The following is a 13,886-nucleotide window of genomic DNA, read 5'->3' as shown; positions in this document are numbered from 1 at the left end:
CCAGGGATCTCTATAGCATCGGCACCCGCACGAGCAGCCGCCCTTCGATGCGGCCGAGGATGTCGGCCAGGCTCGGGCCCGTTATTGTCAGGCCGTGATTGCGCAGGCCGATCACCGCGCGGTGGGGATCTGGACTGTCCCGCACGAGCTCGGCCACGGCCTGGGCGAGTTGCAGGGTGCCGCACGGGTACTGCACCTGCGTCGAGGTGACACCCTCCATCCACGAGTGGACATGGATGATGGCGCTCACCCCGGGGTGGGCCGTGTAGATCATCCAATGCTCGATGGCGTCCACTGAGACGCGGCGGGGCTCGATCCCAGGCGGCACGCTGAGCAGGATCAGATTGCGCTCCGGGTCGTACCCCTTGACCATGAGCATGTCGCGGCCCACGACGCGCATCGCACCCTTGTTGACACCGCTGGCGCTCATCCAGTAGCGGTGGGCGTCCTTGCGCACGCTGAGGTTCCCATAGGACAGCCCACCTATGCCGAACAGCCGCCGGACGTGCGCGAGGTCGCGCGGAGGCAGCAACTCCTCGATGGGAAAGGCCGCGGGAAGCAGGTTCAGCGCGTCCAGGCGCCGTCCGGCCTCTGCCAGCGCGGCCGTGAGTTCGTCCCCTTCCCAGAGCGCCTCCTCCAGGTCCGCGTGGAACTCGTTGCTGATCACGAGCTGTGCCGATGCCAGGGGGTACATCCGGTCGAAGATGCGGTCGAAGAACGCCTGATCGTCGGTCCAGTCCACGGCAAAGAAGCCCTGCTCCAGCGTCACCACGTAGGCGCGCGCCCCGCTCCCCTCCGGCAGCAGGTACAGCACCATGTTGCTCAGGGTGCGCACCAGTAGGGGGTATAGCGCCGGCAGGATCTCCCCGGTGGGAAGCGGGCCCTCAATGACCGAGACGACGAACGTTGCCTGCGCCCTGCGGCGGAATGGACGGAGGGCCCCCAGGTCCACGAAATGGAGCACGACCCTGGGTGCCTGGTCTGGGGAGGTTTCATCGAATCCGTGCGCCAGGAGCACTCGCCGCAGACCGTCGGCGAACCATCTCTGCCCGGAGGTTCGTGGATGACCGGCAGTGGCGAAGTTCATGGGCTCCTCCCTCTCGCAGGTCCTGCTCTACGGCTCGATGAGTCCCTTCCGGATCGCGTAGCGTACCAGCTCGGTTCGGTCGTGCAGCCCGAGCTTCTCGAAGATGTGGGCACGGTGCGTCTGCACTGTCTTGATGCTGATGTAGAGGCGGCTCGCGATGCCCTGGTTCGTAAGCCCTTCTGCGATGAGAGCGAGCACCTCGCGTTCTCGCGTGGTCAGCCCGTCGAACCGCCGGCGCTCGGCCTCCCCGCTGTCCAGGCGCCTGAGGTAATCCTGGACCACGGTCCGGGCGACCGAAGGGTAGAGAAACGCCTCTCCTCGGCTCGCTGCGCGGACCGCGTCCACCAGGTCGGTGGCCGCGCCGCGCTTCAACACGTACCCGGACGCTCCGGCGCGCAGCAACTGAAACACGTAGTGCTCGTCCTCGTGCATCGTGAGCGCCAGAACGCGGACGTCGGGCATCCGCTCGCGGATCTGGCGGGTGGCCTCGATGCCGTTCATGCCAGGCATGCTGAGATCCATCACAACCACGTCGGGATGCACCGACTCGACCAGCGCGATGGCCTGCACTCCGGTGTCTGCCTCTGCGACGACCTGGATGTCGGCGTGCGCCGCCAGGATCATGCGCACCCCTTCGCGGACGATGGCATGATCGTCCACGATGACCACGCGGACTCTCTTCACTGCTCCGCCCCGGCCTCGCGCAGCGGCAGCGTCGCCGTGATGATCGTGCCTGCCCCGGGTCTTGAGTGAGCCTCCCATCGGCCCCCTACCAGTTCGACGCGCTCGCGCATCCCAATGAGACCGAAACCGCCGTCGCGGCCCGCCGTACGGATCCTCTGGGCGTCAAAACCCTGGCCGTTGTCTTCAATGCGGACGCGCAACTCCCTCCCGACCAGAGCCAGACTGACGTTGACGGCCGTGGCCCGGGAGTGGCGCTGCACGTTCACCAACGCCTCCTGCACCAACCGGAACGCCACGGTTTCCATCGCCGGCGGAAGGCGGCTGGCGATGCCGCTCACGGTAAGCGACCAGGTGATGCCACGGGGATCGAGCAGGGACTTGGCGTACCAGCGCAGAGCAGCGACGAGCCCCAGGTCGTCCAGGATGGACGGCCGCAGGTCGTAGATCAGCCGGCGGATCTCGGCCAGCGTCCTCTCGGCCAGGTCCCGCAACTGGATGAGGTGGGTCCGGACCCGGTCCGGTGATTCCTCCTGGGCGGCGAGCTCGAGGTTCACGATCAGGGCCGTCAGGGCCTGCCCGGCTTCATCGTGGAGTTCGCGGGCTATGCGCCTCCGCTCGTCTTCGTGGGCCGTGATCAGTTTGTCGAGCAGTTCCCCGCGGGTGCGCTCCTTCGCGGCCACCTCGTCGAACAACTGCCCGCGCTCCACGGCAAGGCCGATCTGATGGCCCACCGTCGAGAGCATCTGCAGCTCGCGTTCGCTGAAGTTGCGCCCGCCCGGCAGCACCAGGTTCATCAACCCCAGTGTGCGCGTGCTCGCGCGCAGCGGAACGCTGGCGTGTCGGGTGTGGGCGACTCCCACCTGCGCCAGCCGCTGGCAATCCACGGCGTTCACGGCAAGTGGTAGCCGGTCCTCGGCCAGCAGGCGCAGGCAGTGGCAGTCCCCGCCCATCCTCAAGTTCGCCTCCGCGGCAAGCGGCGCGGGCAGCCCGAACCAGGCGGCAAGGCTCAGATGGTCGCCATCCCGCAGAAAGACCCACCCGGCCTCAATGCCCAGCAGCCGCGCCACCAGCCGAAGCGCCTCATGGGCCGACTCCCCGACGTTGGTCAGCCGGTTCAACGCGCCGGCGATCGCGTTCAGCAGTTCGAGTTCGCGGGTGTCGCGCCAGAACCGTACGATCCACCCCACGCCGATCATCAGGGTGGATAGCCCCGAGAGCAGCGCCACGGCAAGACTGCCCCACTCCTGCGGCCGCACGAAGGGAAAGCCCAGCGCCAGCAACCCTGTCAGCGCGAGCCCCCAGGTAACCAGTCGGGTGGCGGGGTCGCGCCGGGGTTCCTCGACGCTGTCGTATAGCCGCGCGGCCGCGATGAACAGCACGCCCGCGACGACGGACGGCGCAAGCGCCCCCCACGGCCACGGGTGCACCAGCAGCGCCAGCACCCAGGCCGCGGGGAGAGCGAGGACGGCCGCCGCCGAGGCTGATAGCAGGAGGCGCCCGTGGACCGGGAACGAACCCAACAGCAGCAGCGCGGCGGCCAGCTTCGGCAGGTGCCGGCCTGCCATCCACGTCGGGGAGGCGGCCGCGTCCAGGATCACCTCCGCCACCTGGTGCGCCGTCAGGAATCCGTACGCCGCCGCCCACCAGAGCAAGGGCCGGCCGCGCGTGTCGAGGTAGCGCAACAGAAGGAGAAATGTGACGGCCAGGTGCGCGCCCACGCCGAAGGCAACCGCGGCAGGCACCCAGTACAACGAGGTCAGACTCGGCACGGCGAACGCCTTCCCCTGCCCTCAGCGGGTCCTGGCCACGACGAAGTCCGCCAGGCGCAGCAGACTTGCCTTCGCCGGGCCGTCGGGCAGCGCATCCAGGGCCGCGGCGGCGGCATCCGCTGACCTCTGCGCCGCATCCATTGCGTATCGGAGCCCGCCGTGCCGAACCAGGAGGCCACGCATCTCATCGCGCGACCCGGGGTCCGACGGCCGTTTCAGCATACTGAGCAGCCGGTCACGGTCGGGCCCGGGCGCGTTGCGCAGCGCGGCGATCACCGGCAGCGTGATCTTGCCCGTGCTCGCGTCGCTCCCGGTGGGCTTCCCGAGCAACCCCGGATCTCCGACCAGGTCGAGGGCGTCGTCGGTAATCTGAAACGCCACCCCCCAACGCAGGCCGAACTCGGCCATCGCGTCGGCCGCATCCGGCGGCGCACCGGCGAGCAGTGCGCCACACCGGCACGCGGCGGAGAACAGGGCCGCGGTCTTGCCCTCGATGATCGCGTAGTAGCGGGCCTCGTCCTCGTGCGGGCGGTCGCCGGGAGAGGCCGCCATGATCTCGGAGCGGCTCATCAACACCGAGGCCTCTGCGAGCGCCGGCGCGACCCGCGCATGCCGGATGCGGCTCGCCAGACGAAAGGCGGTGGCAAACATGTAATCGCCGACCAGGACCGCGATCTGGTTACCCCAGCGCTCGTTTACGGTGGGAACCCCCCTGCGGAGGTCGGCGGCGTCAATGATGTCGTCGTGGATCAGCGAGGCGACGTGCACCAGTTCCACGGTCGCGGCCAGATGGAGCCGCTGATCGTCTGCCCCGCCGCAGGCGCTCGCGCTGAGCAGCGCCAGCGCCGGGCGGATCAGCTTCCCCTGAGCCGACAGCACGTGATCCACCAGGCCGGATATGAAGGGATCGCTGGATGCAAGCTCTCTCCGCAGAAGCCGGGCAAGGTGCCCGAGGTCCTCGGCCACAGGCGCGTAGATCTGATCGAGGCCGCTTCCCGTGGAGGAGGGGCCAGACATCAGCGACTCCCCTCGCGCAGCGCGGCCCACGCCAGCCCCAGAGCCAGCAGCCCGGCGAGCACCGCTGCCGCGGCCGGGGCCGGCCACAGCCTGACTCGGGGCACGCCGACTACGACCAGGGTCATGTCACCCGCGGGCACAGCGCGTGCCGTGGCGCGCGCATAGTCCTGGCCCTCGGAGGGCACCGGCGTGGCCTGCTGGAGCCGCGGGGAACGCGCCTGCGCGGGATCGGTCGTGAACAGCTCCAGACGCTCGACCGGCAGAGGCAGCCTGCGGCCGAGGTCAACCTCGCCGGAGGCAGCCACGCTGTAGCCGTATGCGACCTGGTGCGTGCCGGGCCGGACGATCAATCTGTCCACGATCGCTCCTGCCTCCACCCGGGGTTGATGCAATCCCTGATGGAAGGTCACGTACTTGGCTCCCAGGGGCAGGGGAAAGACAACGGCGCCCAGGAAGGTCTGGGAACCGGCGTTCTGAAGGTGCACGGCTTCCGAGACGCGCACGTACCCGGTACGGGCCTCGACCGCGATGCCGAGCAGGGAGATCCGCAGCGGCACTCGGTCCGAGGCATCGTGCACCTGAAGCACGACCTCGACCGGGCCCCTGCCGCCGATGACCGCGTGTACGGCGTAGGTCACCCCGTTGCGGACGGACTGCACCAGGTAGCGGCCGTCGGGCAGGCCGCTGAACGCGAACCGGCCGCGCGCGTCGCTGCGCGCCCGGCCGACCTGCACCGCGCCCTCCGGGCCGATGAAGACGAGCGCCACCTCGGCATCGGGCACCGGCTGCCCGGTGGTAGCGTTGCGCACCAGACCGGTGGCGGTTCCGCCTGCCGGAGCACCGCCCGCGTAACTGGCGGATAGGCCAACCGCCAGCAGCGCTGCCACGACCCGGAGGAATCTCATCACTGCCCTGCTCCTGGCCTGACCAGTTGCCGGAGGACCTCCGAGGCCTCGGCTTCCAGGATGGCCCGCGTGGCCCGGTAGTCGCGCTCTGAGAGCTTGCCGGTCTGCCAGTCCAGATCCAAATCGTGCAGGGCGCGCAGCGCGGCGTCACGGGCGGCCTCCAGCGCGTCGCGCGAATCCGCATCCGGGAGCACCTGGTGCCGGAACGCCGGCGCGAGCAGGTACGCCGCGATCAGCACGGCCACGGTGAAGAAGAGCGCCTCGATCACGGCGTCCTCCGTCGCCGCTCGGGCAAGACGGCGAACGCCGCCCCCAGGGCCGCCACGATGCCGCCGGCCCAGAGCCAGGACACCAGCGGATGCACGAGCACGCGGATCGTTCCCCTACCTTCCGGCGTCCACTCGGAGAGGATGAGATAGAGGTCCTCGCGCAAAGATGAGCGTATGGCGACGTGGTGCATCGGCTGCTCCTGCGCGCGGTAGAAGTACCGCTGCGGGGAGTAGGAACCCAGGAACCTGGCGCCGGCCCAAACCCGTACCGATGCCTCCGTCACGTCAATGCCAGGAAGCTCGCTGTGGCGAAGGCCGCCGTACTCGAGGGTATACCGCCCAACGCTAAAACGCTCACCAGGATGCAGCGTGGCCCCATCCTGAGTATCGAACGCGCTGCTTGCCGCGATCCCGACCAGCATCAGGAGAACGCCGAAGTGAACCGCGTAGCCCCCGTAGCGGCGGCGGTTGCGCGAGAAGAGCCGAGCCAGCGCCAGGGGCGCGCTTTCGCCGCGGTTGATACGCACCCGGGTGCCCCGGACCATCTCCAGTGTGATGGTGCCCAACACGAACAGCGCGGCGGCAAACACCAGGAGGGCGCTGGTGTGGCGCACGCCGAGCAGGCCCAGTACCAGCGCCCCGAGCACCGCCGCCGCCGAAGGGAGCGTGAAGTTCCTGGCGAGCTGCTCCGGCGTGGCCTGCCGCCACGGCATCAGCGGTCCGATCCCCATGAGCAGGAGCATGCCGATGGAGATGGGCACCATCACCGTGTTGAAGTAGGGCGGTCCCACGTTGATCTTGACGCCACGGAACGCCTCGGTCAGGACCGGAAACATCGTGCCCAGCAGGACCACAACGGCCGCGGCTATGAAGAGCAGGTTGTTGGCAAGGAAAGCCGTCTCCCGGCTTATCACCGACTCAACGGCGCCGCGGCTCCGCAGCGCCTCCCATCGCCAGGCGAGCAGGCCAAAGGAAGCAAGCAGCAGCGCCGAAAGGAAGCCCAGGAAGAGATACCCTATCAAGGGGGCCTCGGCGAAGGCGTGGACCGAAGACAGCACCCCGCTTCGCACCAGGAAAGTTCCAAAGACCGTCAGCCCGAAAGTGAGTAGGATCAGCGCGACGTTCCACGCTGCCAGCATTCCTCGCCTCTCCTGGATCTGGATCGAGTGGAGGAACGCCGTGGCGGTCAGCCAGGGCATGAGCGCCGCGTTCTCCACCGGGTCCCACGCCCAGTATCCTCCCCACCCGAGCACCACGTACGACCACTTCGCCCCGAGCAGCAGGCCCAGCGTGAGGAAGATCCACGGCACAACGATCCATCTACGGGAGAGCACCACCCAGGTATTGTCCAGGCGGCCGGTGATCAGCGCCGCCACCGCCAGCGCAAACGGCACGCTCATTCCCACGAAACCCAGGTAGAGCATGGGCGGATGGACCGACATCCATGGGTTGCGCAGCAACGGGTTTAGTCCCTGGCCATCTGGAGGGGGCGGAACCAGAGGGACGAACGGGTTGCTGGCGCCTGCCAGCAGGACAGAGAAGAATACCGCGACCACCAGCAGCGTCGCGGTCGCAGGACCCTGCAGGTCCGGATGCGACCGGAGGCTCCACACCGCCATCACCGTGTAGCCCGCCAGGATGAGGGCCCACAGCAACAGCGCGCCGTCGTGCCCGCCCCAGAACGCCATGATCGTTTGTAGCAGGGGTTGGGTGGACTCGCTGGCCATCGCGACGAAGCGGACCGAGAAGTCCCTGGAGAGGAACGCCGTCCAGAGCGCCGCGGATGCCAGCGCCATCAGCAGTGCCCAGACCGCAACGGCCCGCCGCCCGCTGGCGAGATACCCGCCGTGCCGTCGGGTTAGGCCCAACGTCGTTGCCGCGATCCCGTACAGCGCGACGACCAGGCCGGCCAGCAGGGCGAACCGGCCGACCTCACCCACGAGGCTCACCATTCACGCCCTCACCGCTCCGGGTGCTTCTCCTTGTACTCGACAGGGTGGGTGGAGATAACCTGCGATGCCCGCAGGATCCCGTCGCCGTCCAGCCGGCCTTCCACGAGCACGTCCTTGCCCTCGGCGAACAGGTCGGGCAGCGGTCCGCGGAAGCGCACGTTGAAACGCGTGGTCCCGTCCGTGATCGCAAACCGGGATTCGCCATCGGCCTTGGCCACCGATCCCTCGACGACCCGACCTGCGATCCTGACCCTTGCCGCGCGCAGCTCCGGCCGGAGGGCGAACTCGGTGGTGGTCAGGTAGTACACCATGGAGGATCGGGCACCGTGGTAGGCGGCGAACGCCAGCCCCGCTACGATGATCACCGCCCCCACAAGCAGTTTGCGCCGGGCCGGTATCATGAGCGCCCCTGGCGTGTATCTGCCGCGTCGGAGAGATCGGAGATCAGGCGTTGCCGCGCTACCAGGGTCAGGGCGTACCCGGCGAAGAGCGCGGCGACCACGATGTAGGCCGCGACCACGTATCCCACTGCTACGCGCTCCCCTCGAGGGCCTCAGCCAGAGCGTCCAGGGCCCGCTCCTGGCGCACGCGCACGGCGAGGAGTGCCGCGAACACCACCAGGAACGCCACCATGTTGATCACAAGGGGGATCAGCATGCTGGGAGGCAGCGCCGGCCCTTCCGGTCGAAAGACCGTCGGCTGTGGGTGAAGCGTGCGCAGGAGGATGGCCGACCAATGGATGATGGGGATGTCCAGCACCCCCACGATCCCGATGATGGCCGCGGCCCGTGCGCCCCGAGCGCCGGGCGCCCACGCGCGCACCATCAGATAGCCGATGTAGATGAACCAGAGAATCAGCGTGGTGGTCAGGCGCGCGTCCCAGGTCCACCAGGCGCCCCAGACCGCCTTGCCCCAGATGGCTCCCGAGAGCAGGGTCATGGTGATGAACAGCACCCCCAGCTCGGCCGCGGAGCGGCCCAGGCGGTCCCACCGGGGGTCGCGCCGCCACAGGAACAGCACGCTGCCGACGAACACCGCCAGCAGCGCGACATAGGCGGTCACCACGCCGGGCACGTGCAGGTACATAATGCGCTGCGGCGCACCCTGAAACAGCTCTGTGGGCGCCGCCAGCAGCGCCCAGGCGACGCCCACAAGCATCAGTGCAATTCCCAGTAACAGCAGCACCCTCACCCGTCATTCCTCGACAACGAACTCAAACAACAGGAAACTGGCCGTAACAAAAATAATATCAAAAACGAGCAGTAGCTGCAATTGCGCGCCAATCGCCGAAAGCGGCAGCCCGTCAAGGATTCCGGTCGTGGCGCCCGCCGCGGCGATCATGAGCGGAAGCACCACCGGGAGCATCAGTATCGGCAGGAGCGCCTCCCGCAGTCGCGCCTGCACGATCAGCCCTCCAAACAGGGTGCCCACCGCGGCCAGCCCAATCCCGCCGAGCAGCATGGGAAGGGCCAGCGCGGGCAGCCGGGCCCAGATCGTTTCCGTGAACAGCGCGCCGAAGAGCGGCAGGGAGATCGCCTGCACGACGACCAGCCCCAACCAGTTCGTGAGCGCCTTGGCCGCGAAGATCAGCCCGCGATCAAGAGGGGCCAGCAGGAGCGCCGTAAGGTGGTCGCGCTCCAGCGTGAACGCGCGCGTGAACCCCAGCGTTGCGCCAAACGCGTAGGTCACCCACATGGCGGAGGGAGCGGCCTCGGGGCCTGACCGTGTGGCGCCGAGCACGATGGCAAGCAACAGCGCCAGCAGGCCCATGGCCGAGACGATCTCCCGGCCGCGCCACTCCAGGCGCAGATCCTTGCCCACCAGCAGGCGGATGACCCTCACAGCCGTCCCTCGCGGAACCAGGCAGCCAGCAGGGCCGCGTCCAGCCCGGATGCAGGCATGATCTCGGTGAGCCTTCCGCTCAGCATCACGGCGACATCCGCGTCCAGCGCCCCGGCCCCTTCGGGGTCATGCGTTGTCAGGATGACCGTGCAGCCGCGCGCGGCGCTGGCGCGCAGCGTGGCTGTCAGGCGCTCGGCCGCGCCAACGTCGAGGCCGGTGTAGGGCTCGTCCAAAATCAACAGGTCGGGCTCATGCAGCAGCGCTCGCGCCAGGTTCACCTGCTGGCGCTGTCCGCGCGAGAGCACGCGCACACGCCGGAGGGCAAGCGGACGCAGCGCGTACTCGTCGAGGGCGCATTCGACCCTCTCGGGCGGCAGATCGTACAGCCCCCCAAAGAACCTCAGGTTCTCCGCCACGGTCAGCGTGTCGTAGAGGAGCGACTCGTGGGGAACCAGGCCGATTCGCCGCCTGATCTCCACTAGTGACGCCGACGGCTCGCCGAACCATGCTACGCTCCCGCGGGTCGGCGACGACAGGGTGGCGATTATGCGAAGCAGCGTGGTCTTGCCCGAGCCGTTGGCGCCCAGTATCGCCAGCGTCTCGCCGGAGCCGACGCGCAGGTCCACGCCCCGCAGCACAGGCCGGTGGTCGAAGGCCTTGACGAGCCCTCGAACATCCACCGCCCACGGCTGCGGAACCCCGCCACTCACGCCCGCACCTCGCGTCCCCGGGCACTGCCCCTCAGCTGGTCCACAAGTCCCTCTACCGCTTCCACCGGGAAGAGAAGGAACGGATAGCCGCGGTAGCCCGTCACCTCGACCTCCTGCTCGCGCCGGTTGTGCCGGCGGAGTGCTTCCTGTGCCTCGCCCAGGCGGTCGGCGACCGCGCCCGTCAGGATTAGGTTCAGTTCACGGATACGCTGGGTGGCCGCCCGGCGCTCCCGCCGCGTCAGGTTGGCGGCGGCATCGAGGCGACGGATCAGGGCCCACTTCTCGGCCACCAGCGCGCTGTACGGCCCGTCACCAGCGGGCAGGAAGCGGTCCGGGTTGTGCTGGAGGTCCAGCAGCAGCCGCTGCAGCCTGTGGCGCTCGTCCTGCAAGGGCGCGCCCGCTGGAAACGGCAGGTGAAGTGTCGCCGTGACCGTGGCGTAGGCCGGCGGGGACACGCCGTAGAAGGCCTTCACGACAGCGTCGGTCGCACGATCGTACCGCCCGCCGCCGATCCCGTGTATGAACAGGTCAGAGACAACGAGTCGGGCAAACGCGGTCAGCGCGAGCGCGCGTGGCCGGACCTCCATGGCGGCGAATGCCGGATCATCCGGGTCGCGGGCAACCGGGCCAACGTCGCGGCCGCCGGCATAGAACCTGGTGGTGTCGGCGCCGATGAACAGCGCCTGCCTCTGCCCGCCTGCCACCAGCCAGAAGGGTATCTCGATCCGCCCCGGCTCCACCGCCAGGTCGGGAAACGGCTGGGCGCCGGTACGAATGCCGTAGTGCGCGCGGTAGGTGGCCAGCGTCGCGTTGTGCACGGCCGCGAACCGGCCGGCTTGGTGCGCGACGGAAAGCACGAAGCGGCGAAACGCCCCTGTGCGCGCCAGCCGCGACACGGGCAGGCTGAGATAGGGACGCGGCCCCTCCAGCGCACGGCGGGCCGCGGTTACTGCCCCGGCGATGCCCTGGCCAGAGGGTGGTACAGGCAGGAGGCGCGAGCGATCCCATCCCGGGGCAAGTGCAGGGCCGCCGGCCGTCTGCAGACAGGATTCAATGGCCTCCAGGAACGCCCGCCACTGCTCGGGATCGGGCGCCGGAAGCGTCTCCGCCGGGACATCAGGGCCGGCGCGGGACATCACGATCCGCTCGCGGCGAAGCAGGCCATTGGCTCGGGGCACCTCAGCGGCAATCTCCTCGACCGCGTCCGTGTCCACTATCAGATCGAGCCCAACCCCCCCGGGCGGAACCATGCGCGCCATGGCCAAGTACTTGATCCAGATGCCCGGATGCGCCAGGACGGGCTGGTGGCCGGTACACAGCACCTGATCTGTGCCGCCTTCGGGCACCTTCAACCCCAGACCGCAGGTGTAGGACGCGGCCAGAGCCAGTGCTTCCGGCCGGGCCGCGCGCCGGAGCTCGCCCAGGGGGAGCCCGCCCACATCAACGGTCGCGGCGTCGAGTGCCAGCCGGTTGGCCCTGGCCAAGGCCGGCCACTCGCAGCAGGCAGGGAAGCCCACGGCTACTGGCGAGGCGGGCGGGATCTCCAGCTCGAGATCGGGCCAGCGGAACGGCCCTGCGGCCTCGGCCATCAGATCAAGCCGTCCCAACGTGCGATCCCGATCTCCTCGCGGCTGACGAACGCCTCTCCATACCGCCGGTGGATCAGGCGGCCCCAGTAGGCACTGGTCTCCCTTATCGCGGCGAGGAGCCCGGCGTTCCCCCGCTCGTCGCCGAACTGCGACGCGTAGGCCGCCACCGCCGCCATCTTGGTCTCGATGTGGTCGGAGATGTCCACGATGAACGACGGCTTCACGTGCAAGCGGTAGTGCGTGCTGAAGAAATGGAAGACCCGATCAGGGTAGTGCGGCTCGCCCTGCATCTGGGTCCGGGTGAGCTTGGCGGTGAACCGGGCGGCCTCGGCCAGCGCGCAGGCCGCGACGTGATCTGGGTGCGCGTCCACCCAGTACGGGACAAACAAAACGTCGGGGCGCACCCTGCGGATCACCTCGGCCACCTGAATCCTCGCCTCGATCGTGTCTTGCAGGAACCGGTTGGGAAGGCCAAGGGTCAGACGGCGCCGGACGCCCAGCAGCCGAGAGGCCTCGTCTGTTTCCGCGGCCCGCCGCTCGGGCGATCCGATCGGGGTTGGCTCGCCATCGGTGAGGTCGCACACGACAACCTCGTGTCCCTGCGCGTGCAGCAGACAGACAGTGCCGCCCATCGCGATCTCGATGTCGTCCGGGTGGGGACCTATGGCAAGGACAACGGCCAACGCTGCACCTCTCCTCGGAGCACCTCTTCGTAGTATCGCCGCCTGGCGGCCACATCGTCCAGTCCGCCCCAAAAACGCCGCTTGGGGTTCTTGTAGATGCGCGGGACCGGGAGCTCGATGATCTGCAGCCGGTGGTGCGCCGCCTGAATCCACACCTGCAGCGGCAGGCCGTACGACGGCTCGGTGAGCGTCATCCGGCGGAGCGCGTCGGCGCGATAGGCCTTGAAGCCGCAGAACGCGTCGGTGATGGCGTACCCGGTGAGCACGCGCAGCCGGGCGGTGATCTCCTCGTTCAGCGCACGCCGCTCGGCCGGGGCGTCGTCGCCGCCGACTCCGGGGTCCAGGTAGCGGCTTCCGGAGACGATGTCGGCGTCCTCCAGCGCGGTCACGAATTGCGGTATCTGCCGGGGCTCGTGCTGCTCGTCGCAGTCGAGCGTCACCACGGCGTCGTACCCGTGAGCCAGGGAGAACGAGAACCCATCAATCAGTGACTGGCCGTACCCTTCGTTACGCGCGTGGGTTATGACGGTGACATCGGGGTAGCCGCGCAGCACCTCGGGGGACCGATCGGTCGAGCCGTCGTCCACGACGAGCACGGCCAGACCCTGAGCCCACCGCCGCACCTCGTCGAGCACACGGGCGAGCGTCGGCTCCTCGTTGAAAAGCGGTAGAACCACAATTGCTCGGCGCATACACGGCTACAGCAGCTTGACCCCGTTTATCTGTAACTTGAAGCCGCACCCCAGAAATTCCGCGGCGCGCCGGCACATCAGCATCCGGTCCAGGAAGATCTCAAAGTATTCCATTACCTGCGACATCGTGGTGTCAATCGTCAGCTCCAGGGTAATGGTCTTGCTCTTCTCGTCCACCCTCAGGAAGGAGTGCTCCGCGGCGTAGTTGACCCTGTCGTGGATGTCAAAGGCCTTGGGATTCGGGTTACGCACGCGCGAGCGGTGGACGTCGGACTTGTCGGCCAGAATGACCGCGGCGCCAACCGCGCTGACCACGTCCCCGTGCCGTTCCTCGTGGTTGCCTATGGCGCCCATGACGACGGCCCGCTCCTCGGGCGGCATCTGCAGGCGTGTTAGAATTCGATCGGCCAGCATGGCAGAGGCCTGCTCGTGGTTCGTGCGGCTCACCAGGTTGCCGATGTCGTGGAGATAGGCCGCGATCGCCGCCAGCTCGACGGTTCTTGCCTCATGCCCCAGCCTGCGCAGGATGTTGGTCGCGATGTTCGCACTCAGGCTGGCGTGCCGCACACCGTGCTCGGTATACCCGATGACGCCGGTGTACTCGTTGGCCTTCGTGACGAAGGCCTCGACTTCGGGATCGCGCCTTACGTCCTCCTGGGTCGGTGGCGTGCCGATGGGGCGCTGCTC

Annotated in this window: 15 protein-coding genes; all 15 read right to left on the bottom strand. The window is 68.4% G+C overall.

What is annotated here, in order from left to right:
• Nucleotides 1-10 precede the first annotated feature (10 nt).
• Complete coding sequence (locus FJX73_00260) at nucleotides 11-1,087, bottom strand: class II aldolase/adducin family protein (protein ID MBM3469216.1); 1,077 nt, start codon at nucleotides 1,085-1,087, stop codon at nucleotides 11-13.
• A 27-nt stretch (nucleotides 1,088-1,114) separates the two neighbouring features.
• Nucleotides 1,115-1,849 (bottom strand): response regulator transcription factor, encoded by a 735-nt coding sequence (locus FJX73_00255; protein MBM3469215.1) that lies wholly within the window; start codon nucleotides 1,847-1,849, stop codon nucleotides 1,115-1,117.
• On the bottom strand, nucleotides 1,768-3,540 hold the full coding sequence (locus FJX73_00250) for a GAF domain-containing sensor histidine kinase (GenBank protein ID MBM3469214.1): 1,773 nt from the start codon (nucleotides 3,538-3,540) through the stop codon (nucleotides 1,768-1,770). The genes FJX73_00255 and FJX73_00250 overlap by 82 nt, the downstream gene beginning before the upstream one ends.
• 21 nt (nucleotides 3,541-3,561) lie before the next feature.
• Complete coding sequence (locus FJX73_00245) at nucleotides 3,562-4,557, bottom strand: polyprenyl synthetase family protein (protein MBM3469213.1); 996 nt, start codon at nucleotides 4,555-4,557, stop codon at nucleotides 3,562-3,564.
• Entirely contained in the window at nucleotides 4,557-5,462 is a 906-nt protein-coding gene (locus FJX73_00240; GenBank protein ID MBM3469212.1) for a carboxypeptidase regulatory-like domain-containing protein, read from the bottom strand. Before FJX73_00240 ends, FJX73_00245 begins: the two co-directional genes overlap by 1 nt.
• Entirely contained in the window at nucleotides 5,462-5,731 is a 270-nt protein-coding gene (locus FJX73_00235) for a hypothetical protein (protein ID MBM3469211.1), read from the bottom strand. Before FJX73_00235 ends, FJX73_00240 begins: the two co-directional genes overlap by 1 nt.
• Nucleotides 5,728-7,683: a heme lyase CcmF/NrfE family subunit gene (locus FJX73_00230; GenBank protein ID MBM3469210.1), complete on the bottom strand. Its 1,956-nt coding sequence runs from the start codon at nucleotides 7,681-7,683 to the stop codon at nucleotides 5,728-5,730. The genes FJX73_00235 and FJX73_00230 overlap by 4 nt, the downstream gene beginning before the upstream one ends.
• An 8-nt stretch (nucleotides 7,684-7,691) precedes the next feature.
• Nucleotides 7,692-8,084, bottom strand: coding sequence for a cytochrome c maturation protein CcmE (locus FJX73_00225; GenBank protein MBM3469209.1), 393 nt, complete (start codon nucleotides 8,082-8,084; stop codon nucleotides 7,692-7,694).
• A gap of 130 nt (nucleotides 8,085-8,214) precedes the next feature.
• Nucleotides 8,215-8,874: a cytochrome C assembly protein gene (locus FJX73_00220; GenBank protein MBM3469208.1), complete on the bottom strand. Its 660-nt coding sequence runs from the start codon at nucleotides 8,872-8,874 to the stop codon at nucleotides 8,215-8,217.
• 3 nt (nucleotides 8,875-8,877) lie between these two features.
• Nucleotides 8,878-9,576, bottom strand: a complete 699-nt coding sequence (locus FJX73_00215) for a cytochrome C biogenesis protein (GenBank protein MBM3469207.1) — start codon at nucleotides 9,574-9,576, stop codon at nucleotides 8,878-8,880.
• A complete protein-coding gene (ccmA, locus tag FJX73_00210; GenBank protein MBM3469206.1) occupies nucleotides 9,522-10,235 on the bottom strand; it encodes a heme ABC exporter ATP-binding protein CcmA in 714 nt (237 codons plus the stop codon). Before ccmA ends, FJX73_00215 begins: the two co-directional genes overlap by 55 nt.
• Nucleotides 10,232-11,842: a hypothetical protein gene (locus FJX73_00205; protein ID MBM3469205.1), complete on the bottom strand. Its 1,611-nt coding sequence runs from the start codon at nucleotides 11,840-11,842 to the stop codon at nucleotides 10,232-10,234. Before FJX73_00205 ends, ccmA begins: the two co-directional genes overlap by 4 nt.
• Complete coding sequence (bshB1, locus tag FJX73_00200) at nucleotides 11,824-12,507, bottom strand: bacillithiol biosynthesis deacetylase BshB1 (protein ID MBM3469204.1); 684 nt, start codon at nucleotides 12,505-12,507, stop codon at nucleotides 11,824-11,826. The genes FJX73_00205 and bshB1 overlap by 19 nt, the downstream gene beginning before the upstream one ends.
• A complete protein-coding gene (locus tag FJX73_00195) occupies nucleotides 12,486-13,199 on the bottom strand; it encodes a glycosyltransferase family 2 protein (GenBank protein ID MBM3469203.1) in 714 nt (237 codons plus the stop codon). The genes bshB1 and FJX73_00195 overlap by 22 nt, the downstream gene beginning before the upstream one ends.
• 6 nt (nucleotides 13,200-13,205) lie before the next feature.
• Entirely contained in the window at nucleotides 13,206-13,874 is a 669-nt protein-coding gene (locus FJX73_00190; GenBank protein ID MBM3469202.1) for an HD domain-containing protein, read from the bottom strand.
• Nucleotides 13,875-13,886: the final 12 nt, after the last annotated feature.

This window comes from Armatimonadota bacterium, from assembly GCA_016869025.1.
GTDB lineage: Bacteria > Sysuimicrobiota > Sysuimicrobiia > Sysuimicrobiales > Humicultoraceae > VGFA01.
Note: the sequence above shows the minus strand (reverse complement) of the source record. Positions and strands in the feature narration are given on the sequence as shown.

Bases quoted from the DNA above. Each gene is read 5' to 3' on its own strand.
- FJX73_00260 (MBM3469216.1), bottom strand. From the start codon at position 1,087: ATGAACTTCGCCACTGCCGGTCATCCACGAACCTCCGGGCAGAGATGG.
- FJX73_00255 (MBM3469215.1), bottom strand. From the start codon at position 1,849: ATGGGAGGCTCACTCAAGACCCGGGGCAGGCACGATCATCACGGCGAC.
- FJX73_00245 (MBM3469213.1), bottom strand. From the start codon at position 4,557: ATGTCTGGCCCCTCCTCCACGGGAAGCGGCCTCGATCAGATCTACGCG.
- FJX73_00240 (MBM3469212.1), bottom strand. From the start codon at position 5,462: ATGAGATTCCTCCGGGTCGTGGCAGCGCTGCTGGCGGTTGGCCTATCC.
- FJX73_00230 (MBM3469210.1), bottom strand. From the start codon at position 7,683: ATGGTGAGCCTCGTGGGTGAGGTCGGCCGGTTCGCCCTGCTGGCCGGC.
- FJX73_00225 (MBM3469209.1), bottom strand. From the start codon at position 8,084: ATGATACCGGCCCGGCGCAAACTGCTTGTGGGGGCGGTGATCATCGTA.
- FJX73_00195 (MBM3469203.1), bottom strand. From the start codon at position 13,199: ATGCGCCGAGCAATTGTGGTTCTACCGCTTTTCAACGAGGAGCCGACG.